Source organism: Stappia sp. MMSF_3263, from assembly GCF_030733745.1.
GTDB lineage: Bacteria > Pseudomonadota > Alphaproteobacteria > Rhizobiales > Stappiaceae > Stappia.
Genome location: NZ_JASHIK010000014.1, coordinates 59,786 through 85,652, shown reverse-complemented (window position 1 = coordinate 85,652; position 25,867 = coordinate 59,786). Strand labels below are relative to the sequence as shown.

Annotated in this window: 16 protein-coding genes; 10 read left to right on the top strand and 6 right to left on the bottom strand. The window is 66.0% G+C overall.

The window, feature by feature from the left end; translation table 11 throughout:
• Positions 1-88: 88 nt before the first annotated feature.
• The 5 genes from RBB46_RS15800 (at position 89) to RBB46_RS15780 (ending at position 6,789) form a co-directional block, all read left to right on the top strand.
• Positions 89-1,012: an EF-hand domain-containing protein gene (locus RBB46_RS15800; protein WP_306029987.1), complete on the top strand. Its 924-nt coding sequence runs from the start codon at positions 89-91 to the stop codon at positions 1,010-1,012.
• A gap of 610 nt (positions 1,013-1,622) precedes the next feature.
• Entirely contained in the window at positions 1,623-2,756 is a 1,134-nt protein-coding gene (locus tag RBB46_RS15795) for a type III PLP-dependent enzyme (RefSeq protein ID WP_306029986.1), read from the top strand.
• A gap of 272 nt (positions 2,757-3,028) precedes the next feature.
• Positions 3,029-4,414 carry a homospermidine synthase gene (locus RBB46_RS15790; protein ID WP_306030026.1) on the top strand — a complete coding sequence of 462 codons (1,386 nt, stop codon included), beginning with the start codon at positions 3,029-3,031 and terminating at the stop codon, positions 4,412-4,414.
• A gap of 147 nt (positions 4,415-4,561) precedes the next feature.
• The gene (locus RBB46_RS15785; protein ID WP_306030025.1) at positions 4,562-5,758 is read left to right on the top strand and encodes an aminotransferase; all 1,197 of its coding nucleotides are present in this window, start codon (positions 4,562-4,564) and stop codon (positions 5,756-5,758) included.
• A gap of 2 nt (positions 5,759-5,760) precedes the next feature.
• Positions 5,761-6,789 (top strand): asparaginase, encoded by a 1,029-nt coding sequence (locus RBB46_RS15780; RefSeq protein WP_306029985.1) that lies wholly within the window; start codon positions 5,761-5,763, stop codon positions 6,787-6,789.
• A gap of 15 nt (positions 6,790-6,804) precedes the next feature.
• On the opposite strand, the gene RBB46_RS15775 is transcribed toward RBB46_RS15780, so the two are convergent.
• Together RBB46_RS15775 and RBB46_RS15770 are read right to left on the bottom strand one after the other, a co-directional pair.
• Complete coding sequence (locus RBB46_RS15775) at positions 6,805-8,247, bottom strand: TIGR03808 family TAT-translocated repetitive protein (RefSeq protein ID WP_306029984.1); 1,443 nt, start codon at positions 8,245-8,247, stop codon at positions 6,805-6,807.
• A 98-nt stretch (positions 8,248-8,345) separates the two neighbouring features.
• Entirely contained in the window at positions 8,346-8,933 is a 588-nt protein-coding gene (locus RBB46_RS15770; protein WP_306029983.1) for a DUF1131 family protein, read from the bottom strand.
• 663 nt (positions 8,934-9,596) lie between these two features.
• Between RBB46_RS15770 and RBB46_RS15765 the strand changes: the two genes are divergently transcribed.
• Together RBB46_RS15765 and RBB46_RS15760 are read left to right on the top strand one after the other, a co-directional pair.
• Positions 9,597-10,298 carry a LuxR C-terminal-related transcriptional regulator gene (locus RBB46_RS15765; protein ID WP_306029982.1) on the top strand — a complete coding sequence of 234 codons (702 nt, stop codon included), beginning with the start codon at positions 9,597-9,599 and terminating at the stop codon, positions 10,296-10,298.
• 274 nt (positions 10,299-10,572) lie between these two features.
• Entirely contained in the window at positions 10,573-11,283 is a 711-nt protein-coding gene (locus tag RBB46_RS15760; RefSeq protein ID WP_306029980.1) for a DNA helicase, read from the top strand.
• A gap of 858 nt (positions 11,284-12,141) precedes the next feature.
• Here the strand turns inward: RBB46_RS15760 and scpA are convergent.
• From scpA to RBB46_RS15740, 4 genes are read right to left on the bottom strand one after another with little or no spacing between them, the layout of a single operon-like run.
• Positions 12,142-14,289 carry a methylmalonyl-CoA mutase gene (scpA, locus tag RBB46_RS15755; protein WP_306029979.1) on the bottom strand — a complete coding sequence of 716 codons (2,148 nt, stop codon included), beginning with the start codon at positions 14,287-14,289 and terminating at the stop codon, positions 12,142-12,144.
• An 11-nt stretch (positions 14,290-14,300) separates the two neighbouring features.
• Positions 14,301-16,331 carry an acetyl/propionyl/methylcrotonyl-CoA carboxylase subunit alpha gene (locus RBB46_RS15750; RefSeq protein ID WP_306029978.1) on the bottom strand — a complete coding sequence of 677 codons (2,031 nt, stop codon included), beginning with the start codon at positions 16,329-16,331 and terminating at the stop codon, positions 14,301-14,303.
• Positions 16,332-16,351: 20 nt separating this feature from the next.
• Positions 16,352-17,884, bottom strand: coding sequence for an acyl-CoA carboxylase subunit beta (locus RBB46_RS15745; RefSeq protein ID WP_306029977.1), 1,533 nt, complete (start codon positions 17,882-17,884; stop codon positions 16,352-16,354).
• Positions 17,885-17,926: 42 nt separating this feature from the next.
• The gene (locus RBB46_RS15740) at positions 17,927-18,487 is read right to left on the bottom strand and encodes a biotin transporter BioY (RefSeq protein WP_306029976.1); all 561 of its coding nucleotides are present in this window, start codon (positions 18,485-18,487) and stop codon (positions 17,927-17,929) included.
• A gap of 185 nt (positions 18,488-18,672) precedes the next feature.
• On the opposite strand from RBB46_RS15740, the gene RBB46_RS15735 reads away from it, so the two are divergent.
• The 3 genes from RBB46_RS15735 (at position 18,673) to RBB46_RS15725 (ending at position 25,835) form a co-directional block, all read left to right on the top strand.
• On the top strand, positions 18,673-20,085 hold the full coding sequence (locus RBB46_RS15735) for a short-chain fatty acyl-CoA regulator family protein (protein WP_306029975.1): 1,413 nt from the start codon (positions 18,673-18,675) through the stop codon (positions 20,083-20,085).
• A gap of 328 nt (positions 20,086-20,413) precedes the next feature.
• Complete coding sequence (locus RBB46_RS15730; protein WP_306029974.1) at positions 20,414-21,622, top strand: YbfB/YjiJ family MFS transporter; 1,209 nt, start codon at positions 20,414-20,416, stop codon at positions 21,620-21,622.
• A 346-nt stretch (positions 21,623-21,968) separates the two neighbouring features.
• Positions 21,969-25,835, top strand: coding sequence for a DUF4132 domain-containing protein (locus RBB46_RS15725; RefSeq protein WP_306029973.1), 3,867 nt, complete (start codon positions 21,969-21,971; stop codon positions 25,833-25,835).
• Positions 25,836-25,867: the final 32 nt, after the last annotated feature.

The following is a 25,867-nucleotide window of genomic DNA, read 5'->3' as shown; positions in this document are numbered from 1 at the left end:
ACACAAACACCCCCCGGCCGGCATAGTTCTGCGACAAGCGGTCCCTATTTCGGTGTCATCGCATTCGAACCCAAGAGGAGACCTGGCGATGACCACGTTGAAGAAGATTGCCCTTGCCGCCCTTGCCGCGACGCTTGTCGGCACCACCGCAATGCCGGCCTTCGCCGATCGTGGCGGTCGCGGAGAAGGCGGCGGCAAGCACGGCTGGCACCAGGCGTCTCACGGCGGCCACTGGGGCAAGCATGCCGGCAAGCGCGGCGGCCATCACGGGCGCCGCGGCCAGATGGTGCGCATGTTCATGGAGCGCTTCGACACCGACCGTGACGGCAAGGTGACCCAGGAAGAGATCGACGCCAAGGCGGACGCCATGTTCACCTCCGCCGATGCCGACGGCAATGGCAGCGTGACGCTCGAGGAATTCAAGGTCGCCTATGTGAGCGAGTTTTCCGAGCGCCGGGTGCGCGGGTTCCAGCGCCTCGACCGAGACGGCGATGGCAAGGTCACCGAGGCCGAGTACAACCGCCGCGCCGAGCGTATGCTCGAGCGGATGGAACGCGCAGACGACGATGACGACAAGCGTCGCGGCGGTCGCCGGGGCCACGCCCGGATGATGGAGCGCTTCGATGCCGATGGCGACGGCAACGTCACCGCCGACGAGGTTCGCCAGGGCCGCGCTGCTGCCTTCGCGGCCGCCGACACCGATGGCGACAAGGCTCTGACGCTTGAGGAGTTCGGCACGATCTGGGCCGAACGGGCCGACACGCGCATGGTGCGCGGTTTCCAGCGTTTCGACCGTGACGGCGATCTCGCCGTGACGAAGGAGGAGGCGATGCGCCCGCTGACCGGCCTCGTCGCCCGCATGGACCGCAACAAGGACGGCGCCCTGTCCATCGAGGATCGTCCGCGCCGTGGCATGGGCGGTCATCACGGCAAGCGCTGGCACGGCCAGAAGAATCGCGGCGAGCGCGGTGAAGGTCGCGGCGAGGGGCCGCGCGGAAACGACAGCAACTGAGGCGCGGCTTCCCCGCACTGGCCTCGCTGCCGACGACACACCAGATGGCGGGACCCTTCGTCCCGCCATCTGGTTTTCCTCACGAAAATACGATCATCGCTCCGTGAGGATGGCCGCAATCGGCCGAACTTGCGGGGGCGGGACGGGGCGCGCGCATCAAGGCGCAAAAAATGCGCTCCGGAACGCGAATTTTCTCTTGATTATGATGGCGGCTTGATTCATATGTCGCTTGCCCAAATTCGCACGTGCCCGTGGTCGTCCAACCGTAAGGTGGCAGCCGCTCAATAGGGCCCGGACTAGTCCGGAATAGAGCGGCAAAACGGACGGCTTAAAGCAACGACGTAAGAGGGCTTTTTTGGTCTCTGCCGGGTTTCCAAGTCCCGGGGTCACTGAAGAGGCACTTGTTACATCATTGCCGGCCGTGCGGTTCGGGGTCCCCGATCCAATCCAAGGCAGCAATCGCGGAACGGCGAGCGATTACCCGTATTCGACGGGAATCCGATGCCCGACCGTTGCATATGCAGTCCGCATTCTCCCGTCTCCAAAGCGGGTGGGACGCGTTACCGCATCTGCAAGCTTGCGACCGGAATTCGGAAAACGGGTGACTGCCATGACGGAGCGCATCAAGAACTTTCTCCGCCAGCGACGAGGCGACGGGCCTTGCGTTGTCGTCGATCTGGACATCGTCCAGGACAATTATCTCGCCTTCGAGCGGGCGCTGCCGGACACGCGTGTCTTCTACGCGGTGAAGGCCAACCCGGCTCCCGAAGTGCTGGCCCTGCTTGCCCGCCTCGGCTCCTCCTTCGACTGCGCCTCCGTGGCCGAAGTCGAGATGGCGCTGGCCGCCGGCGCAGGCCCGGAGCGCATTTCCTTCGGCAACACGATCAAGAAGGAGCGCGACATCGCGCGGGCCTTCGAGCTCGGCGTTCGCCTGTTCGCGGTCGACTGCGAGGCGGAGGTCGAGAAGGTCGGCCGCGCCGCGCCGGGCGCCCAGATATTCTGCCGCATCCTGTGCGATGGCGCGGGCGCCGACTGGCCGCTGTCGCGCAAGTTCGGCTGCGCCCCCGAGATGGCGCCGCGCGTGCTCGAGCACGGCCATCGCCTTGGCCTTGTCGCCCATGGCGTGTCGTTCCATGTCGGCTCGCAGCAGGCCAATGTCGAGGCCTGGGACGTGGCGCTGGCCTCGGCCGCGTGGATCTTCCGCGAGATGGCCGAGCGCGGCATCAACCTGTCGATGGTCAACCTCGGCGGCGGCTTTCCGGCGCGCTACCTCAAGGACGTTCCGGGCGTGCCGCGCTACGGCGAGGCGATCCTGCGCGGCCTGTCCAAGCATTTCGGCAACCGCATTCCGCAGACCATCATCGAGCCGGGTCGCGGCATGGTCGGCGATGCCGGCATGATCGAGGCGGAAGTCGTCCTGATCTCGAAGAAGTCGGATGCCGAGGACGAGATCCGCTGGGTCTACCTCGATATCGGCAAGTTCAACGGCCTGGCCGAGACCATGGACGAGGCGATCCGCTATCCGATCCGCACGGACAAGGACGACGACCGCAAGACCCCTTGCGTGCTCGCCGGCCCGACCTGCGACAGCGTCGACGTGCTCTACGAGAAGGCTCCCTACGAGCTGCCCGTCAGCCTGTCGATCGGCGACAAGGTGCTGATCGAGGCCTGCGGCGCCTACACGACCACCTATTCGGCGGTCGCCTTCAACGGGTTCGAGCCGCTGCGCTCCTACGTCATCTGACGGTCATCCTTGATCACCCATAGATAGTTCCGGGCCGGCCGGTCGCGAAAGCGGCCGCCCGGCGTTATGCTCCCGCGTGGCGCCTGTCATTCAGCACGCCCATGCAGACCTTTCCAGACAGAAGGACATCCGCCATGACCGAAGCGAAGACACCGGCGGCACGCAGGAAGACCACGAGGGCCAAGGCTGCCGCGAAGCCGGCCGCCGCCCCGGCGCCTGCCGCCGCCGCCAAGTCCTGGCCCGTGCACGGCACGATCTCCGGCCCCATCGTGATGATCGGCTTCGGCTCTATCGGCAAGGGCACGCTGCCCCTGATCGAGCGGCATTTCCGCTTCGATGCCTCCCGCGTCACCGTCATCGACCCGGTCGATACCGACCGCAAGCTGGTCGATGATCGCGGCTACAGGTTCGAGAAGGTCGCGATCACGCCGGAGAACTACCGCCAGGTGCTGTCCCCGCTGCTGACCGAGGGGGAGGGGCAGGGCTTCTGCGTGAACCTTTCCGTCGACACGTCCTCGCTGGACCTGATGAAGCTCTGCCGCGAACTGGGCGTGCTTTACATCGACACGGTCGTCGAGCCGTGGCTCGGCTTCTATTTCGACGAGAACGCGGACAACGCCTCGCGCACCAACTACGCGCTGCGCGAGACCGTGCGCCGGGAGAAGAAGAAGAACCCCGGCGGCACGACGGCGGTCTCCTGCTGCGGCGCCAATCCCGGCATGGTCTCCTGGTTCGTCAAGCAGGGGCTGGTCGACATTGCCCGCGACACCGGCACGAAGTTCGAGGAGCCGAACAGCCGCAAGGGCTGGGCCAAGCTGATGAAGAAGGTCGGCGTCAAGGGCGTCCACATCGCCGAGCGCGACACCCAGCGTGCCAGGAAGCCGAAGCCGATGGGCGCCTTCTGGAACACCTGGTCGGTCGAGGGCTTCCTCTCCGAAGGCTTCCAGCCGTCCGAGCTCGGCTGGGGCACGCACGAGAAGTGGATGCCGAAGAACGCCCGCAAGCACAAGAAGGGCTGCAAGGCGGCGATCTACCTGGAGCAGCCGGGCGCCAACACGCGTGTGCGCACCTGGTGCCCGACGCCGGGCGCCCAGTACGGCTTCCTCGTCACCCACAACGAGTCGATTTCCATCGCCGACTATTTCACGGTGAAGGAGGACGGCAAGGTCGTCTACCGGCCGACCTGCCACTATGCCTACCACCCGGCCAACGACGCGGTGCTGTCGCTGCACGAACTGTTCGGCGCGGCCGGCAAGATGCAGGAAACGCTGCACGTGCTCGCCGAAGACGAGATCATCGACGGCATCGACGAGCTTGGCGTGCTGCTCTACGGCCACGAGAAGAACGCCTACTGGTTCGGCTCGCAGCTTTCCATCGAGGAAACCCGGGAGATCGCGCCCTACCAGAACGCGACCGGCCTGCAGGTGACCTCGGCCGTGCTGGCCGGCATGGTCTGGGCTCTCGAGAACCCGCGCGAAGGCATCGTCGAGGCCGACGAGATGGACTATCGCCGCTGCCTCGAGGTGCAGCGCCCCTATCTCGGTCCGGTCAAGGGCTACTACACCGACTGGACGCCGCTTGACGGGCGGCCGGGCTTCTTCGCCGAGGATCTCGACGAGAGCGATCCCTGGCAGTTCCGCAACATCCTGGTGCGGTGACACGACACTTTGACGCGGATTGATCGATGCGGGCCGTTCCGGACAAGTGATGTTCGGGACGGCCCGCCTGCTTACGCACTCGACGCAGCGTCAGGGAATGGATACTAAGGCCGGAGAATTGCCGTGATGTGGGGACGCACGAAGATCATGAAGCCGACCAATCCCGTTTTCACCGGTCTTCCGACCACGATCTTCGAGACCATGTCGCGGCTGGCCATCGCCCGCGGGGCGATCAATCTCGGCCAGGGCTTTCCCGATGTGGACGGCCCCGCCGACGTGCGCCAGGTGGCGGCCGACGCGCTGATGGCGGGTCCGAACCAGTATCCGCCGATGCTCGGCCTGCCGGAACTGCGCCAGGCGGTGGCCGCCTCGGCCAAGCGCTTCTACGACCTGGACGTCGACTGGCAGAGCGAAGTGATGGTCACGTCGGGAGCGACGGAAGCGCTCGCCGATGTGCTGCTGGCGCTGCTCGAGCCGGGCGACGAGGTGATCCTTATCGAGCCGCTCTACGACTGCTACCTGCCGCTGGTGAAGCGCGCCGGCGGCATTCCGGTGCGCCTGCGCGTGACGCCGCCGCAGTGGCGCCTCGACCTTCATGCGCTTGCCGATGCCTTTACCGAGAACACCAAGGCGATCCTCATCAACAACCCGATGAACCCGGCCGGCAAGGTGTTCCAGGAAGAGGAACTGGCGGCGATCGCGCGGCTGTGCAACGAGCACGGCGTCTATGCGATCTGCGACGAGGTCTACGAGCACCTGCTGTTCGACGGCCGCCGGCACATGCCGCTGATCGCGTTCCCGGGCATGCGCGAGCGCGCCGTGCGCATCGGTTCGGCCGGCAAGACCTTCTCGCTGACCGGCTGGAAGGTCGGCTATGTCACGGCGGCGCCGAACCTGCTCGACCCGATCGCGAAGGCGCACCAGTTCGTCACCTTCACCACCCCGCCGAACCTGCAGAAGGCGGTCGCCTACGGGCTCGGCAAGGACGACGGTTATTTCGCCGGCCTGCGCGACGAGATGCAGGCCAAGCGCGATCGCTTCGCCGGCGGGCTCGCGGCGCTGGGCTTCGGCGTGCTGCCTTGCGAGGGCACCTATTTCCTCACCTGCGACGTCTCCGCGCTGGGGCTCGAGGGCACCGATGCCGACATCTGCCGGCAGCTTGTCGAGGAGGCGGGCGTTGCTGCCGTTCCGGTCTCCGCCTTCTATGTCGCCGACGCACCGACCAATTTCGTCCGCTTCTGTTTCTGCAAGAAGGACGAGGTGCTTGACGGCGCGCTGGAGCGGCTCGCCGCTTTCATCGCCGCCCGCCGGCCCGCCCTCCAGGCCGTGGCGGAAGGAGCTTGACCATGGACAATCCGGTTCTGGTCGAGGTGCTGCGCGGCGACGCGGTCGAAAGCCGCCATCGCGGCGCCATCGCCATTGTCGATGCTGCGGGCCGCAAGGTCGCGGGCCTTGGCGACACCGCCCGTCCGGTTTTTCCGCGCTCGGCGGTCAAGGCCCTGCAGGCGCTGCCGCTGGTTGAATCCGGCGCCGCCGACGCGCTCGATCTCGAGCCGGCCGAGCTGGCGCTTGCCTGCGCCTCGCACAATGGCGAGGAAGTGCATGTCAACGCCGCGCGGGTGATGCTGCTGAAGGCGGGGCTGGAGGAAGACGCGCTGGAATGCGGCAACCAGTGGCCCTCGCGCATGCAGGATGTCGCCGCCATCCACCGGGCCGACGCGACCCCGTGCCCGCTGCACAACAATTGCTCGGGCAAGCATGCCGGTTTTCTCGGCCTTGCCCGGACCCTTGGCGCGCCGACGCGCGGCTATGTCGAGCCCGACCATCCGGTGCAGATCGAGGTGCGCGCCGCCATCGAGGAAATCGCCGGCGTTTCGCTGAAGGACATGGCGCGCGGCACCGACGGGTGTTCGATCCCCACCTATGCGATGCCGCTGGAGGCGGCAGCCCTGGCCTTTGCCCGGCTTGGCACCGGCGAGGGGCTTTCCCCGCTGCGGGCCGAGGCGGTTGAACGCCTCTACAATGCCTGTGTCGACAACGCCTTCATGGTCGCCGGCAGCGAGCGCTTCTGCACCGAGGTGATGCGGACCTTCCGGGGGCGCGTCTTCGTCAAGACCGGGGCCGAGGGCGTCTTCACCTGCTCGATCCCGGAAAAGGGCATCGGCATCGCGCTGAAATGCGAGGACGGGGCGACCCGTGCGGCCGAAACCATGATGGCGGCTGTCATTGATGCGCTGATCGACAAGGACGAGGACGAGACCGCCGGCCTCGCACCCTGGCTGGCGCCGCGCCTGACCAACTGGACGGGCCGCCATGTCGGCGACATCCGGGCCGTTTCGGACGCCTTCGCGCCCTTGCGGAGCGTTGCCGGCTGAGGCTGCGGCCTCCCCCTACCGCACCATGTTTCCCTGAATGGCGAGATGGGAGAAGGCCTCGGCGGCGCCCTGTTTCGTCAGGTCGCCGGTCGTTGCCTCCTTCCAGCGGTGGCCGACAATGGCGCCGCGCGTCGCGCCGGAATAGAGATTGCCCGAAATCAACGCCGGCCCCGCCCCCTCGACAACCGTCACGGCGGTGCCGATCGGACAGTCGCGAATGACGTTGGAGGTCGCCGCGACATCGCGCAGATAGGGGCCCCAGCCCATGTGCAGCCCGATGCGCGCGGCCTTTTCCACCACGTTTCCGGTCAGCGCCGTGTCGGCCTCTACCGCGATGCCGATGCCGAAACCTTGCACCTCGGCCGGGTAGGGGCCGGTGTCGACGATGTTGCGCACCACGTTTCCGGAACAGGTCGCCAGCCGCCCGCCATCGAGGAAATTGGCGATCGAGATGCCGATGGCGCCGCCGTCGACGAGGTTGCCGGCGATCACGGCGCCCTGGAAGGCGAACTCCGAGTAGATCGCCGTCTCGCCGGAACGCAGGCAGGAATTGCCTTCGATGACGATGTTGGAGCCGGAGTTGGAGCGAATGGCCGAGAATGCGCAATCGGCGATGCGGTTGCCGCGCACGACCACGCCATGGGCGCGGAAGATGTTGATGCCGTTGCCGTTCTGACCCGTGCCGCCGTCTCGCGCGGCAATCCGTTCGACCCGGTTACCGGTGACGATGGTGCCGTCCTCGCCCTCCGACCAGCGATAGACGAGAATGCCGGCATTGGCGCAGTCACGAACGTGATTGTCGGTGATCGACAGGCCGCGCGCCTCGATGGAGCGCAGGCCCGCGCCGCGCGCGCCGGACATGATGTTGCCGGTGACCCGGCCGGCGCAGCGGTCGAGCGCCAGCCCCGTCTTGGAACTGCCCGAAATGGCACAGCCCTCGATCAGGAGGTCGTCGACATCGGCGAAATGCAGGAGTGCGGGGGTGTACTCGCCGAGCAGCTTGTTGTCGCCGTCGAAATGGATGCCTTCCATGCCGACCGACTTGGCGCCCTCGGCGAAGACCAGATGGCCGCCGCCCTGATAGTCGAAGCGCGTCTGCCCCGGCAGGCCGACGAGCCTTGGGCCCGACGGCAGTCGGAGATTGGCGACCGTGTAGCGTCCGCCCGGCAGGAACAGGGCGCGTCCGCGGCTTGCCGCCGCGTCGATCGCCTGCTGCATCAGGGCGCTCTGGTCGTCGGCAGCGCCCGGACGGATGCCGAACTCGGCCGCGTCTATCGTGCCGCGCAGGTCGGCGACGCGTACGGCGGCGCTTGCCGGACGACGTCCGAGCGGCGAGGAAACGAGACCGGCAAGCGCCAGGCCGCCACTGGCCAGACCGCCGAAAAGCGCCCGGCGTGTCAGCCGGGGTGCGGCCGGCAGGATCAGTTTCGACGTTTGCCAGTCCCGTTTCATGCCCATCCACTCTCCCGATCAGGAGGGGAACGCAAAGGGCATGCCGGCGCCCGCGTCCCGAAACGGGACGGTGTTGCCGGCTCAGGCGGGTGTAAGGGGCGGCGTCAGGAGGCCTTCCAGATGATCCGCTGGATGGAGGCCTTGCGCAGCTGGTCGTCCGGCGGCAGGCGGTCGAACGGACCCTGATACTGCGAGACCGCGTAGACCAGCGTCACCCGCTCGCTGCCACGTGCCTTGCAGATGGCCATGCCGCGCCACAGGTTGCGGCCGACGCGGCAATCGCCGCGCGCCGTGCCGACCTCGGCGAAGGTCATGCCGATTCGCTCGCCATTGGGTCCCTGCAGGTGATGGGTGACGCCGTGCACCTCGCGGATGCGGCCCTTGTCCCCCTTGTAGACATGCAGCACCTGGAAGCCGTCGGAATTGAAGGCGCCGATCGCCCATTCCGTCCTGTCCTCGGTCGCCGCCTGGAAGCCCTCGGCGGTGAAGCCGGGAAGCGCCGCCACGACGGCCTTTTCGGAGTAGGGCGTGTCGTCGGTCAGCCCGCCGGCGCCGGTCTCGGTGATCTGCACCAGGGTCACGTTGGAGGTGCGCACCGCGGCCACCGGGCCGCCATCGACGGTCGGCGAGCAGGACGCGGCGACCATGGCGGCGACAAACAGGGCGGGGAGGCGGCGGGCGTGCACTGTCATCTTGTCTCTGGGTCCCTTGGCGGCCGAACAGCCGCGCCGAACAGCCGGGCGCGGCACCTTGCGTTGAGCGCAATAGCATTCCTGCGACGGGGGAGAAAGCCCGCGAGGCAAATCCCGGAAAGGCGCGGGGCACGCGCTGTGAATCATTTCTACTGTCAATTGGAACCGTGACTATAATGCCAATCAAGGACAACCTAAGATTTAGGCGGATTGTCCTTTCGTTGTGTCGCGCAGCGACTGAAGAAACGTCTGGACGGCACTGAATTCGCGTTCTGTCCCCCATTTTGTTTCGTTGCAGTAAAAACTATTGGTAACAGAGGGTTGCAGAAGTCATGCCTTCCGTGGTGAGATTGCGGGGGGACAGCTTTGCGGCGCTCGCCTGAATCGGCGGAATTCGAACGATTGGTGAGCAAAACCGTACGGCCGGCAAAGGTAGAACGGTGGGTCGGTGCATCACTGAAGCGCGCGACCTAACGGTTTTCAACAGGGGTGGGGGCACCGCGTACGGAGGAGCGCATCCGGGTTTTTGCATGATCGTGAAAGCCGGTTTCGGCCGGTTTCGCCAATGGCATCCCGGGTATCGCGAAAGTTGCGGACGATACGACAACCGAAGATGGCGAGCCGACCGAGGTTGGGTGCCGGGCAGGACGAAAGGCAGGACAGATGGCCGACCCGATGGAGATGCAGTCTAAGGCTTCGGCGATAGCCGATGCACAGACGAGCAAGCACGTACTCGACATTGTCGAGGCACAGCTCAGGCGACTGGGCGCGACACATATTCTCGTCACCGGCCTGCCGATGCCGAACCGGCCGATCAACGGTCTCGTGCATCGCTTCCGCTGGGCGGACGACCGCGCCGGCGGGATCGAGCGCGCCGAGATCGACGTCGAAGACAGCGCCTTGATGCTGGGCCTGATGCGCAACCGGGCGTTCCTGTGGGATGTCACGGCGGGCGATATCGGCCACTCCGAGCTCTTTGCCTCGCTGGGCGCCGACACCCGCGTCGTCGTTGCTCCGGTGACCGAGACGCACCCCTTCCAGGCCCTGGTGCTTGGCGGCGGCGCGCATCTGGAGGCGAGCTCGGTGGATCTGTCCAATCTGGAGCTGATCTGCAACACCGCCTTCCGCCGGCTGATCGAGCTTGGCGTGCTGTCGGTGCAGCGCCCGGGCGACCTGTCGGCGCGCGAGCGCCGGGTGCTGGAGCTGACCGCGCTGGGCAAGACGGCGAGCGACATTGCCGGCCTGCTGGAGATCTCGCAGCGCACGGTGCACGCGCATCTGCAGAACGCCAGCGCCAAGCTCAATGCCTCGAACAAGACCCATACGGTGGTCGAGGCGCTGCGCTACGGCCAGATCCGGCTTTAGGTCGCGCCGTCAGCAGGGCTGCCAAGGAGAACGAAAAGGGCGCGGGCCGCGACAGCGGCGCGCGCCTTTCGCGTTCTCCGGGGGAAGACGACGGGGGCGCTTCCGGATGCAGGCCCGCTTGCGCTAGACTGCAACTCTGGCGCGGCCCGCGCCTCCTCCCTCCATCCGGGGAAGCATCATGCATGCAGGGCGCGCGAATTCACATGTCAACCGACTGTACGAGTGACGGCACAAGGAGGGACTGCGCGATCGGCTCGTGGCAGGAGGTTTCGACATGCATCTGTCCGCCCCTCTCTATCGTTTGAAGCGCGAGGCCCGGCTTCTCTCCAGGCGGGACGCTCTTCCCCTTCACGCGGCGCTCGACCGGATCGCCTTGCGCGAGGGCTTTCGCAGCTGGAGCCTGCTGGCGCGGCGCGCCTGCGAACGCTCGCCGGCTGCGCGGCTTTATCCCCGCCTTTCGCCTGGCGACATGCTGCTGGTCGGTGCCCGGCCCGGCGAGGGCAAGACCCTGCTGGCGCTGGAACTCGGGGTCGAGGCCATGAAGGCGGGACATCGCGCCTGCGTCTTCACGTTGGAATATGTGGAACGCGAGGTGGAGGCCCGGCTCGAGCAGCTCGGCGCACAGGGCGCGCTGAAGAACCTGCTTGCGCTCGACTGCTCCGACGGGATCTGTTCGGCCCGCATCGTCGAGCGGCTGGAGGGGTGTGCACCCGGCACGCTGGCGGTCATCGACTATCTTCAGATCCTCGACCAGCGCCGCGACACGCCCGATCTCCAGACGCAGATGCGGGACCTCTCGGCCTTTGCCCGGCGCTCGGGGGCGATCCTCGCCTTCGTCTCGCAGATCGACCGGAGCTACGACCCGGCGAAAAAGCCGCTGCCGGACCTTTCCGACATCCGCCTGCCGAACCCGCTCGATCTTCGCGTCTTCGGCAAGACGTGTTTTCTCAACGCGGGCGAGGTTCGGTTCGCGGAGGCGGGGTAGGCAGGGGGGGGTCTCAACCGCCACCCACCCTCGGATGTCACCTGTGCGGCCTGGACCCGGCTCTCTGTCGCCACCTCCTACTCGGCCGTCACCCCCGGCTTGACCGGGGGGCATTCGTTTCCAGAGCGGGGCGACAGGAGCGCGGCGCCCGGCCCCGCACGTGCCGCACTTAACCGGCGGGAGCATCACGCCTGCCGGGGTTGCCAATGGATCCTCGGTCAAGCCGGGGATGACACGGAGCGGGAGGCATGGGCTGGCGTGTCGCCGGTGGCGCTGAAGGAGCGCGCGGGAGTGCTGGCCGATTCCGGTCCGCAGCCCACCCTCGGATGTCACCTGTGCGGCCTGGACCCGGCTCTCTGTCGCCGCTCCCTCTCGGCCGTCACCCCCGGCTTGACCGGGGGCCCATTCGTTTCCAGAGCGGGGGCGACAGGAGCGCGGCGCCCGGCCCCGCACGTGCCGCACTTAACCGGCGGGAGCATCACGCCTGCCGGGGTTGCCAATGGATCCCCGGTCAAGCCGGGGATTACACGGAGCGGGAGGCATGGGCTGGCGTGTCGCCGGTGGCGCTGAAGGAGCGCGCGGGAGTGCTGGTCGATTCCGGTCCGCCACCCACCCTCGGATGTCACCTGTGCGGCCTGGACCCGACTCTCTGTCGCCGCTCCCTCTCGGCCGTCACCCCCGGCTTGACCGGGGGCCCATTCGTTTCCAGAGCGGGGGCGACAGGAGCACGGCGCCCGGCCCCGCACGTGCCGCACTTAACCGGCGGGAGCATCACGCCTGCCGGGATTGCCAATGGATCCCCGGTCAAGCCGGGGATGACACGGAGCGGGAGGCAAGCGCTCTCCCGCCGTTACGCCCTCACGCCACGTTGCGGCGGCGGCCGGCGATCAGGTCGAGCACCGAGCGGGCGGCGTCGAGCACGTTGGAGCCCGGGCCGAACACCGCCGCGACGCCGGCCTCCTTGAGGAACTGGTAGTCCTGGCGCGGGATGACGCCGCCGACGATGACGATGATGTCGGACGCGCCGCGCGCCTTCAGCGCCTCGATCAGTTGCGGGGCGAGCGTCTTGTGGCCGGCGGCCAGAGACGACATGCCAATGACATGCACCTTGTTCTTCACCGCAAGCTCGGCTGCCTCTTCCGGGGTCTGGAACAGCGGTCCGGCGACGACGTCGAAGCCGATGTCGCCAAAGGCGGAGGCGATCACCTTCGCACCCCGGTCGTGGCCGTCCTGTCCGAGCTTGGCGACCAGCAGGCGCGGCGTCTCGCCGATGGAGCGGGAGAATTCGTCGAGGCGCTGGACCAGCGTCTCGTATTCCGGCTCGCCGTCATAGGCCGGCCCGTAGACGTCGCTGACCACTTCGGGCACGGCGGCATGGTCACCAAAGGCCTCGCGCAGGGCGTCGGAAATCTCGCCCAGCGTCGCCCGGGCGCGCGCCGCCTCCACCGCCGCCTCCAGGATGTTGCCCTGGCCCGTGCGGGCGACCTCGCGAAGCGCGGCCAGCGTCTCTTCCGCGCGCTGCGGGTCGCGCTGGCGCCGGGTCCGCTCGATGCGGGCGACCTGGGACAGGCGCACCGCCTTGTTGTCGATGTCGAGGATGTCGAGGTCGTCCTCGGTCTCCAGCCGGTACTTGTTGACGCCGACAATGACCTCGTCGGCCCGGTCGACCGCGGCCTGCCGGCGGGTGGCTGCCTCCTCGATGAGGCGCTTGGGCAGGCCGTCATTGACGGCCTTGGTCATGCCGCCCATCGCCTCGACTTCCTCGATCAGCGCCCAGGCCTTCTCTGCGAGCTCGTTGGTCAGGCTCTCCACGTAATAGGAGCCGGCCAGCGGATCGACGACGCGGGTGACGCCTGTCTCGTGCTGCAGGATGAGCTGGGTATTGCGGGCGATGCGCGCGGAAAACTCGGTCGGCAGGGCGATGGCCTCGTCGAAGGAGTTGGTGTGCAGCGACTGGGTGCCGCCGAGGGCCGCCGACATCGCCTCGAAGGCGGTACGCACGATGTTGTTGTAGGGATCCTGCTCTTGCAAGGACACGCCCGAGGTCTGGCAATGGGTGCGCAGCATCAGGGAGGACGCCTTCTTCGGCTGGAATTCCTTCATGATGCGCGACCACAGGAGGCGCGCGGCGCGCAGCTTGGCGGCCTCCATGAAGAAGTTCATGCCGATGGCGAAGAAGAAGGAGAGGCGCCCGGCGAAGGCATCGACATCGAGCCCCTTGTCCAGTGCGGCGCGCACGTATTCGCGACCGTCCGCCAGAGTGAAGGCCAGCTCCTGCACCAGCGTCGCCCCGGCCTCCTGCATGTGATAGCCGGAAATGGAGATGGAGTTGAACTTCGGCATCTCCTTCGCCGTGTATTCGATGATGTCGGCGATGATCCGCATCGAGGGCTCGGGCGGGTAGATATAGGTGTTGCGGACCATGAACTCCTTGAGGATGTCGTTCTGGATGGTCCCGGACAGTTGCGCGCGCGGCACGCCCTGTTCCTCGCCGGCGACGATGAAATTGGCGAGGATCGGGATCACCGCGCCGTTCATGGTCATGGAGACGGAGATCTTCTCCAGCGGGATGCCGTCGAAGAGAATCTTCATGTCCTCGACGCTGTCGATGGCGACGCCCGCCTTGCCGACATCGCCCTCGACGCGCGGGTGGTCGCTGTCATAGCCGCGATGGGTGGCAAGGTCGAAGGCAACCGAGACACCCTGCTGGCCGGCGGCGAGCGCCTTGCGGTAGAAAGCGTTGGAGGCCTCGGCCGTCGAAAAGCCCGCATATTGCCGGATCGTCCAGGGACGGCCGGCATACATGGTCGCGCGCGGGCCGCGCAGGAAGGGCTCGAAGCCGGGCAGGGTGCCCAGGTGTCCGATCCCTTCCAGGTCCTCCTCGGTGTAGAGCGGCTTGACCGGGATGCCCTCCGGCGTCTGCCAGACGAGTGCCTCGGGGTCGCTGCCCTTGAGCTCCTTCGAGGCCAGGTCCATCCAGTCGCGAACGGTCTTCTTCTCGGCCATGATCCCGCTCCCTATTCGAATTCCATGATGATCTCGTCGACGGCGAGGCTGTCGCCCGGCTTGGCGGCGATGGTCCTGACCACGCCCTTGCGCTCGGCCTTCAGCACGTTCTCCATCTTCATCGCCTCGACGGTGGCGAGCGTCTGGCCCGCTTCCACCTGCTGGCCTTCCTCCACCGCGATGGACACGACCAGGCCCGGCATCGGGCAGAGCAGCATCTTCGAGGTGTCGGCCGGGATCTTCTCCGGCATCAGCCGCGCGGCCATCGCCTGGCGCGGGGTCAGGCAGGACAGCGTCACGTCGGCGCCCCGGCGGCGCATGCGGTAGCCCTTGTTGGTGCGCTCGATCTTGATCGCCACAGGCCGCCCGTCGACGGTTGCCTCGATCAAGGCCGCGCCCGGCCGCCAGCCGCCGAGCGACACTTCAAGCCGGCCGGAAAGCGCGAGGCCTCCCTCCGCTTCGCGCGGGCCGACGACATAGCTGTCCTCGTCCCGGCGCTCGACGCTCACCGGATATTCGGCCTTGTCGACAAGCACGGTCCAGTCCGGGCTGACGACACGGCGGTGATTGTCCATCGCCCCCGATATATGGGTCGCACGTGTCTCGGAGAAATGGGTGCAGGCGGCCGCCACCGCGACAAGCGCTTCCAGATCCGCGCCGTCCGGCGCAACGCCGGCAAAGCCGTCCGGATATTCCTCGGCGATGAAGGCGGTGGTGATGGCGCCGCTGCGGAAGCGCGGGTGGTCCATCACGGCGGAAAGGAACGGCAGATTGTGGCCGATGCCTTCCACCTCGAACCGGTCGAGCGCGTCGGCCATCGCGTCGATGGCCTCGATGCGCTTCGGCGCCCAGGTGCACAGCTTGGCGATCATCGGGTCGTAGAACATCGAGATCTCGCCGCCCTCGAAGACGCCGGTGTCGTTGCGCACCACGATCCCCTCGGCATTCGTCCCCTCCTGCGGCGGCCGGTAGCGGGTGAGGCGGCCGATCGAGGGCAGGAAGTTGCGATAGGGGTCCTCGGCATAGAGCCGGCTTTCCATAGCCCAGCCGTTCAGCTTCACATCGTCCTGCGTGATCGACAGCGTCTCGCCGGCGGCGACGCGGATCATCTGCTCGACGAGGTCGATGCCGGTGATCAGCTCGGTCACCGGATGCTCCACCTGCAGGCGGGTGTTCATTTCCAGGAAGTAGAAGTTGCGCTCCCCGTCGACGATGAACTCGACCGTGCCGGCGGAGGCGTAGTTGACGGCCTTGGACAGCGCCACCGCCTGCTCGCCCATGGCCTTGCGGGTCGCCTCGTCGAGGAAGGGCGAGGGTGCCTCCTCGATGACCTTCTGGTTGCGGCGCTGGATCGAGCATTCGCGCTCGCCGAGATAGATCGCGTTGCCGTGGCTGTCGGCCAGCACCTGGATCTCGATATGGCGCGGCTGGGTGACGAACTTCTCGATGAAGATGCGGTCGTCGCCGAAGGAATTGGCCGCCTCGTTCTTGGAGGACTGGAAACCCTCGCGCGTCTCCGCCTCGTTCCACGCGATGCGCATGCCCTTGCCGCCGCCCCCGGCGGAGGCCTTGATCATCACCGGGTAGCCGACTTCCGCCGCGATCTTCACCGCCTCGTCGGCATCGGCGATCAGGCCCATATAGCCCGGCACGGTGGAAACGCCGGCCTCGGCGGCCAGCTTCTTCGAGGTGATCTTGTCGCCCATCGCCTCGATCGCCGAGGCCGGCGGCCCGATGAAGGCGACGCCCTCCTTGGCCAGCCGCTCGGCGAACTCGGCGCGCTCGGAGAGGAAGCCGTAGCCCGGATGCACCGCATCGGCGCCGGAGGCGCGGATCGCGTCCATGATCCTGTCGATGACGATATAGGACTGGTTCGCTGGCGGCGGACCGATATGGATCGCCTCGTCGGCCATCTTCACATGCAGCGCATCGCGGTCGGCGTCGGAATAGACCGCGACCGTCTTGATGCCCATCTTCTTCGCGGTCTTGATGACCCGGCAGGCGATCTCGCCGCGATTGGCGATCAGGATTTTCTTGATCATTTTCTCTGTCCTGTCCGGCATCACAGCGGAATGTTGTCGTGCTTCTTCCAGGGGTTGGAGAGCTGCTTGTTGCGCAGCGTCGCCAGTGCCCGCGCGACCCGCCGCCGGGTCGAATGCGGCATGATCACGTCATCGATGAAGCCCTTTTCCGCCGCCACGAACGGGTTGGCGAAGCGGTCCTCGTATTCCTTCGTGCGGGCCGCGATCTTTTCCGGGTCGCCCAACTCCGAGCGGTAGAGAATCTCGGTCGCGCCCTTGGCGCCCATCACCGCGATCTCGGCCGTTGGCCAGGCATAGTTGATGTCGCCGCGAATGTGCTTCGACGACATCACGTCATAGGCGCCGCCATAGGCCTTGCGGGTGATGACGGTGACCTTGGGCACGGTTGCCTCGCCATAGGCGAAGAGCAGCTTGGCGCCGTGCTTGATGACGCCGCCATATTCCTGCGTCGTGCCGGGCAGGAAGCCGGGAACGTCGACGAAGGTCAGGATCGGGATGTTGAAACAGTCGCAGAAGCGCACGAAGCGCGCGGCCTTGCGCGAGGAATTGATGTCGAGCACGCCCGCCAGCACCATCGGCTGGTTGGCGACGACGCCCACCGTCTGTCCCTCGATGCGGATGAAGCCGGTGACGATGTTGCCCGCATAGGCTTCCTGGATCTCGAAGAAGTCGCCCTCGTCGGCGACCTTCACGATCAGCTCCTTCATGTCGTAGGGCTTGTTCGGATTGTCCGGGATCAGCGTGTCGAGCGAGTTGTCGACGCGGGCCGGGTCGTCGAAGAACGGCCGAACGGGGGGCTTCTCGCGGTTGTTGGCCGGCAGGAAGTCGATGAAGCGGCGCAGCGCGATCAGCGCTTCCACGTCATTGTCGAAGGCCCCGTCCGCGACCGAGGACTTGCCGGTATGGGTCTTGGCGCCACCAAGTTCCTCGGCCGTCACCACCTCGTTGGTCACCGTCTTCACCACGTCCGGTCCGGTGACGAACATGTAGGACGTGTCGCGGACCATGAAGATGAAGTCGGTCATCGCCGGCGAATAGACCGCGCCGCCCGCGCAGGGGCCCATGATCATCGAGATCTGCGGCACCACGCCCGAGGCCATGATGTTGCGCTGGAAGACGTCGGCATAGCCGGCCAGCGAGGCGACGCCTTCCTGGATGCGGGCGCCGCCGCTGTCGTTGAGGCCGATCACGGGGGCGCCGTTCTTCATCGCCATGTCCATGATCTTGCAGATCTTCTGGGCATGGGTCTCGGACAGCGAGCCGCCGAACACGGTGAAGTCCTGCGAGAACACATAGACCATGCGCCCGTTCACCGTGCCCCAGCCGGTGATGACGCCGTCGCCCGGCATCGAGGTGTCCTGCATGCCGAAATCCACGCAGCGGTGGGTAACGAACATGTCGTATTCCTCGAACGAACCTTCATCGAGGAAGACATCGATGCGCTCGCGCGCCGTCAGCTTGCCTTTGGCATGCTGCGCCTCGATGCGGCGGGTGCCGCCGGCCAGGCGCGCGGCGGCGCGGCGGTTTTCCAGTTCCTGCAAAATTTCCTGCATGGCCGGCCTTTCGGGCTCTGGTGGCGTTTTGTCGTGTCGCGATCAGCGGGCGCGGTGGCGCACCAGCGCAACGGCAATTGCCGCTGCGAGCGCCGACTTCACGATACCGCCAATGATGAAGGGATAAAGCCCCAGGGCAAGGATCGGCTTGTCGAAGCCGATGAGCGCGCCGAGCCAGATCAGGCCGGGGACGAAGACGACGGCCTGGGCGAGAAGCGAGGCGGACAGGGCGCGCCACAGCGTGCGGGTCCAGCCGCGCGCGGCGAAGATGCCGGCAAGCCAGGCCGAGGCGATGAAGCCGAGAAGGTAGCCGCCGGTCGGGCCCATCATGTAGGCAAGGCCGATGCCCTTGGCCGGCGTGTCGGCGAAGACAGGCAGGCCGGCCGCGCCTTGCGCCAGATACGCGATGACCGACAGCGCGCCGAGGCGCGGGCCGAGCGTGAAGCCGAGCACCAGCAGCGCCAGCGTCTGCAGCGTCATCGGCACCGGGTAGAAGGGCACGCTGACCTTGGCCGAGACCGTCAGCAGCAGCGAGCCGGCGAAGGCAAGCGCAAGACCGCGCGCCAGGCGGGCGGGGGTGGATACGGTGGTCGTGCTCGACATGGCGGGTCCTCCTGCTCGTCTTGTTTCGCCAGCAATTCATGCTGCGCTGCAATGCCAGCCTGTTCGCTACTCCTTTTCCCGCCGTCACGGGAGTGTTGAAAAAGCCGCAAAGCGAATTTAATCTATTTGCAAATCTGTTTTTGCGAATTTGCAAACTTGGCTGCAACACCGGAAGCGGACCCTCGATGAAGAAGCTGTTTCTCGGACGCCAGATCCGCAGTTTGCGCGAGAACGCGCAACTGACGCAACGCGATTTCGCCGAGCGGCTCGGCCTGTCGACCAGCTATGTCAACCAGCTGGAGAACAACCAGCGGCCGGTCTCCGCCCCCGTACTGCTGTCGCTCGGCGAGCATTTCGGCCTCGACCTTGCTTCCCTGTCGGTGGACGACAACGACCGGCTGATCGCCGCGTTGCAGGAGGTTTTCGCCGACCCGGTCTTCGCCGGATCGCGGCCGGGCCTCCAGGATTTCAAGATGGTCAGCCAGAACGCGCCGGACTTCGCCCATGCCCTGGTGCGCCTGCACCAGGCCTACCGGCAGATGGGCGAACAGCTTGCCCGGTTCGACGACCGGCTGGTGCGGGACGAGGGGCTGGCGCGGCCGACCCCTTACGAGGAGGTCCGCGACTTCTTCCATTTCGAGAACAACTACGTCCATGATCTCGACCTGGCTGCGGAGGAACTGTCGGCGCGGCTGTCGCGAACCGGAAGGCTGTTCGCCCGCGATCTCGCCCAGCACCTGGAGGAGCGCCACGGCATCACCGTGGAGCGGCGGCGCGGCGAGGCCGGCGAGGGCGTCATCCGCCGCTACGATCCCGCCACCCGGCGGTTGGCGCTGAACGAGGCCCTGCCGGAATCGACCATCGTCTTCCAGCTCGCCCACCATGTCGCCTTGATGGAGGCGAGTGACATCGCCGACGCGGTGCTTGCAAGGGCCCGCTTCCAGTCCGCCGACGGGGCGCAGGTCGCCCGCATCGGCCTTGCCAATGCCTTTGCCGGGGCGCTGGTCCTGCCATACAGGCCGTTCCTGCACACTGCCCAGGAGACCCGCCACGATCTCGACCTGATCGCCGACCGCTTCGGCGCCAGCCTGGAACAGGTGGCGCACCGGCTCTCCACCCTGCAACGGCCCCGGCTGAAGGGCATTCCCTTCTTCTTCGCCCGGGTCGACCGGGCCGGCAACATCACCAAGCGCCACTCGGCGACCAAGCTGCAATTCGCCCGCTTCGGCGCCGCCTGTCCCTTGTGGAACGTGCATCGGGCCTTCGAGAGCCACGGCACCATCATTCGCCAGCTTGCCGAAACGCCGGACGGTTCGCGCTACATCTCGCTTGCCGCTCATGTGATCAAGAAAACCGGCGGCTATAGCGGCCCGGTGCTGCACTATGCCATCGCGCTCGGCACCGAGATCGCCCATGCCCGCGACATCGTCTATTGCGACGATCTCGACCTTGCGCGGGAGGCCGCCTTCGAGCCGATCGGGGTCTCCTGCCGCATTTGCGAGCGGCTGACCTGCCCGCAGCGCTCGGTGCCGCCGCTCAACCGGGCAATCTCCATCGACAGCAACGACCGCCGGCTGATCCCCTACGAGATCCGCTGAGGGGGGCGCTGTGGTGGCGGCCGGAGCTCTGACCGGGACGCGGTCCGGGTTACCGGCCGGTCACGTCTTTGTCGCGCGGCCTGTCGTTTTTGCCCTCCCGCGCCTTGCTCCGCCGCGCTAAGCTCGCTCCAACACCCCGCCCGCCTGTTGCGGCCGGCCCGGAGCGGATACCCTCCGCCCTGCCGGCAAGGACCTGCCCGCCGATGCCGGATTTCTCCGCCCGAACATGCCCGCCACCTTGCGTGACGCGCTGCTGCCCGACACTGTTCCTGACGCCGCGCCTGATACGGCGACGGGCACCATCCGCCGGACGGCGCGGGGAGCCGACATGAGTGCGCCCGCCACCGAGCGGCCGCTGGCGTTGGCGCTGGGCGGGTTGCTGGCGCTTGCCGCCGCCATGGGGATCGGCCGTTTCGCCCTGACCCCGGTGCTGCCCTTCATGAGCGAGGCGATCCCCTTGAGCGCCTCCCAGGGCGGGCTGATCGCCTCGGCCAATTTCCTCGGCTATCTGGCCGGCGCGCTGGGCGCTGCCGCCCTGCCGCCATCGCGGCTGGCTATGGGTTTCCTTGCCGCGCTTGCCGCGAGCGCCGCGACGTCCGCCGCGATGGCCATCGACGGTGGTCTCGCCTGGTTGGCGCTGGTGCGGTTCGCCGGCGGCATCGCCAGCGCCGGCGTGCTGGTCTTTTCCTCCACCCTGGTGCTGGAGCGCCTTGCGCGGGCCGGGCGGGGCGGGCTTGCCAGCCTGCATTTTTCCGGTGTCGGCATTGGCATCGCCCTCTCCGCCCTCACCGTCGGCTGGCTCGCCGGCGAGGGCGCGGGATGGCAGGGGCTGTGGCTTGCCTGCGGAATTGTCTCTGCCTTGCTCTGCACCGGGGCCGCCATTCTCGTGCGTCCGAGCGGCACGCGTGCAGGGGCGGGCGCTGCCTCCGCTGCCGCAAACCCTGTCGCAAGCCCTGTCGCAAGCACTGTGCCGCGCCGCGCCGGCCTGTCGCCGGCGCTGGTGCGCCTTGCCATCGCCTATGCCCTGTTCGGCATCGGCTATGTGGTGACGGCGACCTTCCTGACCAGCATCCTGCGCGCCTCCGAGCGGCTCGCCCCGTTCGAGGCGCCGGCCTGGGCGGCGGTGGGTCTTTCGGCGGCGATCTCGGTCTGGCTGTGGAGCCGCGTTTCTGCACGGATCGGCGGCGCCAGGGCGTTCGCCCTGGCCTGCGCGCTCGAGGCGGTCGGCGTCGCCGCGAGCGTCACCTTCACCGGCATGGCCGGGCTCGGCCTTGCCGCCGTGCTGCTTGGCGGCACCTTCATGGGCATCACCTCGCTGGGCCTGATCGAGGCGCGGCGGCTGTCCGGCGGCGATCCGCGCAAGGTGCTGGCGCTGATGACGGCGTGTTTCGGTCTCGGCCAGATGGTCGGCCCGACGCTGGCCGGGCTGATCGCCGATGCCACGGGCAGTTTTTACTGGCCCTCGATGGCCGCCGCAGCCCTGCTTGTCGCCGCCGCCCTGCTTGTCGGGCTTTTCGCGGAGCGGGAGGACGGTTGAACTGCGGAAGGCAGCTCCCCGACATTGCGGAGCTTTTGTGGAACCGGGCCAACCAAAGTTTAACCGGAAGACGGTAACACGGGCCCGGGTAGACTCCAGATTGAGTTGGGATGCGGCGGGTTCAGTTGTTCAATCGGCAGTTTCGACGCCCGAACGACAGTTTTAAGTTTTCCAGGCTCTTTTGCCCGCCGCTCGCTCCTGTAGCGCTTGCAGGAGGGGGGCGCCTTCGCACGGCGGCAGGACATCCGACGGGTCGTCATGAAGCCGACAGCCATGAAGTTGTCCTGCTCACGCACATACAGAGCGTCACCACGCTCCCGTCTTGCTTTCATTGCCGGAGATCAGCATGTCATTCCTCGATATTTTCAAGGCCGCTGCTGGCAATGTCATCAAGGCCAATTTCGGGGCCGAACGAAAGATCGCCAGCCTCGATGAATGGGATGTGACCGTGCCGCCCGACAGGACGGATTTCGACGCTCTTGCGCGGCAATCCATCGCGCCCTTTCATCGTCTGTTCGATCAGCGCGTGCACAGGCGGTTCCGTGACGGAGACACGGATTACTTGCGCGGGAGTGAGGAAAAGATCCTGCGCGACGAACTGCGGGCTCTTTCGCAAGCCGAAGGGACGCAACTGGCGACCGAACTGGCCCGTCGTTTCAAGTTTCTCCAAAACTGTCGTCACATCATTGGTGATCCAGATTTTGCTGAAGTTTTTGAAAATAACTTCGGTAGAGACCCGAAAATACTGGAAATATTCAACAGTGATCTGCGCCGTATCTTGAATTTCTCCTGTAAGGAAACGAGCTGGATATTTGGCGAGGCGCAGATCGCCATCCTGGCCAGGTCGTTGAAGGGGGTCGCGGGAACAGGTTCCATAAGCAACCATTTCTGGGATCTTGCCGGTCACCTTGCCCGTGTTCTCGATCTTGCGCCGGTCATGGGCGAGGCCCGCCATCTCGAGCAACTGGCAGCTCTCTATCTCGATCTCGATGCGGCGCCGAACAAGGGTAAGCACGAGAGAGACGGGCTGCCGGAGCTGGTAAGGTCATTGGCTCGCCATCTCGGCGAGGACCCGGATCGGCACAGCATTCTCCGGCAGGTTCGTGCGGATGCCGAGTTCGAGGAGCGCAAATGGCAGTCGCTGCTTAAGGTATCAGGCCCGCGCCTGGCGTGTTTCTGGGAAATCTTGCGCAAGCACAAGGCCTACGATCACCATCTGGATGCCTTCATCAAGGAAGATCCAGAAACGCTCCGGATCCTCGACATCTCCGCGTCGGAACGCGGGCATCTTCTCATGGATTGTATTCGTACTTTCATGTTCTTGAGATTGAGCCAAGGGTATGCATTCGGCCTTGATCCGGCTGCGGCTCCGGGGCCGGTCTCCTTCGACCCGGCCGACTTCCCGGATTTGAGTCGCTATGGATTGGGCTACCGGTATGAGACACAACTCGAAAAAATCACGGAAGTCGTCGTGAAGCGCAAGATCGAGTTGACCGAGGACGAGCTTGTCGCGGCTATCTCTATCCAGAGCGGGAACGGTCATTCGCCCTACAGTTCCCTGCGCATGCTTCAGCTAATCGGCGCCGAGGCAAAAAGAACAAACACTGTTCGTGTCAGGAATGAAATCGAGAAACTTATCAACTCCGTTGATGATCTGAATATAAGGACTGAACATCGAAGTGTGAAGAAGTACTGTTCGGCTGCATCGCGCAGGCTCGGTGATTTGCTCGGCACTCTGAACGACGAGATCAGCGAGCGGCTTGATCAATCTGTTTCAGGTCAGGGCGATACGCTTGTCGTGCTTCCCGGCGCGGTTCCTGTCTCGCAGGAAGAGGAAACTGTCGACCCGCCGGCCGTCGGTGTGCCATTCCACGACTGGATGCCGGAGCTTCATGCCTTCTATGAAGATCTTTCCGACCGAAGGAAGGCATCCGGCAGCCACCTGGCGTTCCTTGATCGGTTGCTGGCCCGCGACGCGGATGCGCAGACCGAGAACGCCGAGCGACGGAGCCTCTACGAGGCTGCTTGCGAGGAATACGAGACCTTCGAGAGGGAACATTGCCAGGAACTCTTCCGCATGTCGCGGGAGGCCAGGCAAGCGATCGATGCCACACGCAGAAGCCTCTACTGGGCGAAACAGAAACACCGCCATATTTCAACTTCTGGTCAGTACCGGGAGTTTCTGGCTTCGCTGCGTGCGCGGGCAGGTTTCGTCAACGCATTGCCGGAAGACGTGAAGGGCCTGTGGTCCCGTTTTCATCGTCATGCGCGCAAACTTGAAGGCAAGAGCAAACCGCCGGCGGCGTGGCTCCAGGAAGCACGGGAGATACTGACGCCGCTGGATGCGAACCGCAGGATGGAGCTGGTGCTCGGCGTCCTTGAGGCGTTCCGGCCGGTGGATTCAGGCCTGACGCAGCGTGACTACGATCATCGGCCGGTCAACATGGCCTCCGACAGCGTGCCGCGCGCGCTGATCCATTGCTCGCTTGATCTGCCATCGGAAAAAATCGGGCCGGCGCTGTCCCGATACGCCGAGAAGCACTGTTTCAAGACGATCCCCGGCGTTGGCATTCGGGACAGAAGGCTTGGCAACTCCTGTCTCTGGGCGCTGATCAACCGGCCCGACGGGGCAGGCGTCGGCTATCTCGCGCGTCTCCTGTCACGCATCAAGTATCCGTCGGTGAAACGCCTCATCAACGACGCCCTCGACGAGGCGGCGGCGAAGGCTGGCGTGACGCGCGGTGAACTCGACGACCTTTCGGTGCCTGATCATGGGCTGGAAGAGGGACGCCTTTCCGTTGCGCTCGGGACGCAGGGAGATGTCGCAGAGCTCACCGTCGAGGGCGCGCGCTCGGTGGGTATCGGCTTTCGCAAGTCCAACGGACAAACGACGGTCTCGGTTCCCGCCCACCTCAAGGACCTCAAGGGAGAATTGAAGGACATCCGTCTCCTTGCGAAGGAGATCGAGGCGGATCTGCAGACCCAGGCCCTGCGGTTCGAGCGAATGTGGTTGGACGATCGGTCATGGACGGTCTCGCAATGGCATGAGCGCATTGTCGACCACCCTCTGCTGTCTCTTGTTGCCTGCAGGCTGATCTGGTCGGTCGGCCAAGCTGGACGTGAAGTTTCCGGAATGCTCGTTGACGGCCGGCTTGTCGGCATCGACGGGCGCGACATCCGCCGCGAGCCGCAGGATGTCGTTCGGCTTTGGCATCCGATCGGCGAACCGGGCGAGGTTGTCGACGCCTGGCGGCAACGTCTTGCAGGTCTCGGCATTGCGCAGCCGTTCAGGCAGGCGCACCGGGAAGTCTATCTTCTCACCGACGGCGAGCGTGATGCGGGTGTTTACTCCAACCGCTTCGCCGGGCACATCGTCAAGCAGCACCAGATGATGACGCTGGCACGTCTCAACGGCTGGTCGGTCACGCATCGGATCTGGGCCGATGTTCCCAACAACGAGCCCACACGGATCGTTCTCAAGCCATACGGTATTGCCGCCGAGTTCTGGACGCGCGGAGCCGGGGGGGATGACCCGCCGGTCACGGAATCCCAAGCTTATATCTACATCTCGACGGATCAGGTTCGTTTCTACAGGCTCCCGAGCGAAGCTGACCCTGCCGGGGCGGGGGCGAGCGGCAAGGGAGAACCGGCCTGCCGCGACGAGGCGATGAGGCTTGCGGATGTCCCGCCCCTGATCTTCTCCGAGATCATGCGTCACTGTGATCTTTTCGTCAGCGTTGCAAGCGTCGCGCAAGATCCCGCGTGGCTTGATGGCGGCCGGGGCGGCGAGCATCCCAATGCCTGGCACAGCAGCGAGGGCGCGCGTTATTGGCAAAGCGCCGCATTGGGCGATCTTTCGACGCTGGCGAAAACGCGCATGACAACCCTGAAGCAGGTGGCGCCGGGGCTGAAGATCTCCGATCGCCTGAGCTTCGACGGTTCGTTTCTGGAGGTCCGGGGCAACCGGCACGGCTACCGGATCCATGTTGCCTCGGGCAGTGTGCTGATGATGCCCAGCTTGACCCATCTTTGCCTCCTGCCCACGCCTTCGAGCAAGGCGCTGGCCGGTCTCTCCATGCCCATCGAGGATGACCGGATGCTGGCCAGGATCCTGTCGACGGCATTCATGCTGGTGGAGGACCATAAAATCGCCGATCAGATGATCCTGAGGCAATTGCCTGGGTCGGCCAGCGACAGCAACATCGCCCCATGAAAAAAGGCCGCGGGCCGGTCTTCCGGTCCGCG

Bases quoted from the DNA above. Each gene is read 5' to 3' on its own strand.
- RBB46_RS15800 (WP_306029987.1), top strand. From the start codon at position 89: ATGACCACGTTGAAGAAGATTGCCCTTGCCGCCCTTGCCGCGACGCTT.
- RBB46_RS15795 (WP_306029986.1), top strand. From the start codon at position 1,623: ATGACGGAGCGCATCAAGAACTTTCTCCGCCAGCGACGAGGCGACGGG.
- RBB46_RS15790 (WP_306030026.1), top strand. From the start codon at position 3,029: ATGATCGGCTTCGGCTCTATCGGCAAGGGCACGCTGCCCCTGATCGAG.
- RBB46_RS15785 (WP_306030025.1), top strand. From the start codon at position 4,562: ATGAAGCCGACCAATCCCGTTTTCACCGGTCTTCCGACCACGATCTTC.
- RBB46_RS15780 (WP_306029985.1), top strand. From the start codon at position 5,761: ATGGACAATCCGGTTCTGGTCGAGGTGCTGCGCGGCGACGCGGTCGAA.
- RBB46_RS15775 (WP_306029984.1), bottom strand. From the start codon at position 8,247: ATGGGCATGAAACGGGACTGGCAAACGTCGAAACTGATCCTGCCGGCC.
- RBB46_RS15770 (WP_306029983.1), bottom strand. From the start codon at position 8,933: ATGACAGTGCACGCCCGCCGCCTCCCCGCCCTGTTTGTCGCCGCCATG.
- RBB46_RS15765 (WP_306029982.1), top strand. From the start codon at position 9,597: ATGGCCGACCCGATGGAGATGCAGTCTAAGGCTTCGGCGATAGCCGAT.
- RBB46_RS15760 (WP_306029980.1), top strand. From the start codon at position 10,573: ATGCATCTGTCCGCCCCTCTCTATCGTTTGAAGCGCGAGGCCCGGCTT.
- scpA (WP_306029979.1), bottom strand. From the start codon at position 14,289: ATGGCCGAGAAGAAGACCGTTCGCGACTGGATGGACCTGGCCTCGAAG.
- RBB46_RS15750 (WP_306029978.1), bottom strand. From the start codon at position 16,331: ATGATCAAGAAAATCCTGATCGCCAATCGCGGCGAGATCGCCTGCCGG.
- RBB46_RS15745 (WP_306029977.1), bottom strand. From the start codon at position 17,884: ATGCAGGAAATTTTGCAGGAACTGGAAAACCGCCGCGCCGCCGCGCGC.
- RBB46_RS15740 (WP_306029976.1), bottom strand. From the start codon at position 18,487: ATGTCGAGCACGACCACCGTATCCACCCCCGCCCGCCTGGCGCGCGGT.
- RBB46_RS15735 (WP_306029975.1), top strand. From the start codon at position 18,673: ATGAAGAAGCTGTTTCTCGGACGCCAGATCCGCAGTTTGCGCGAGAAC.
- RBB46_RS15730 (WP_306029974.1), top strand. From the start codon at position 20,414: ATGAGTGCGCCCGCCACCGAGCGGCCGCTGGCGTTGGCGCTGGGCGGG.
- RBB46_RS15725 (WP_306029973.1), top strand. From the start codon at position 21,969: ATGTCATTCCTCGATATTTTCAAGGCCGCTGCTGGCAATGTCATCAAG.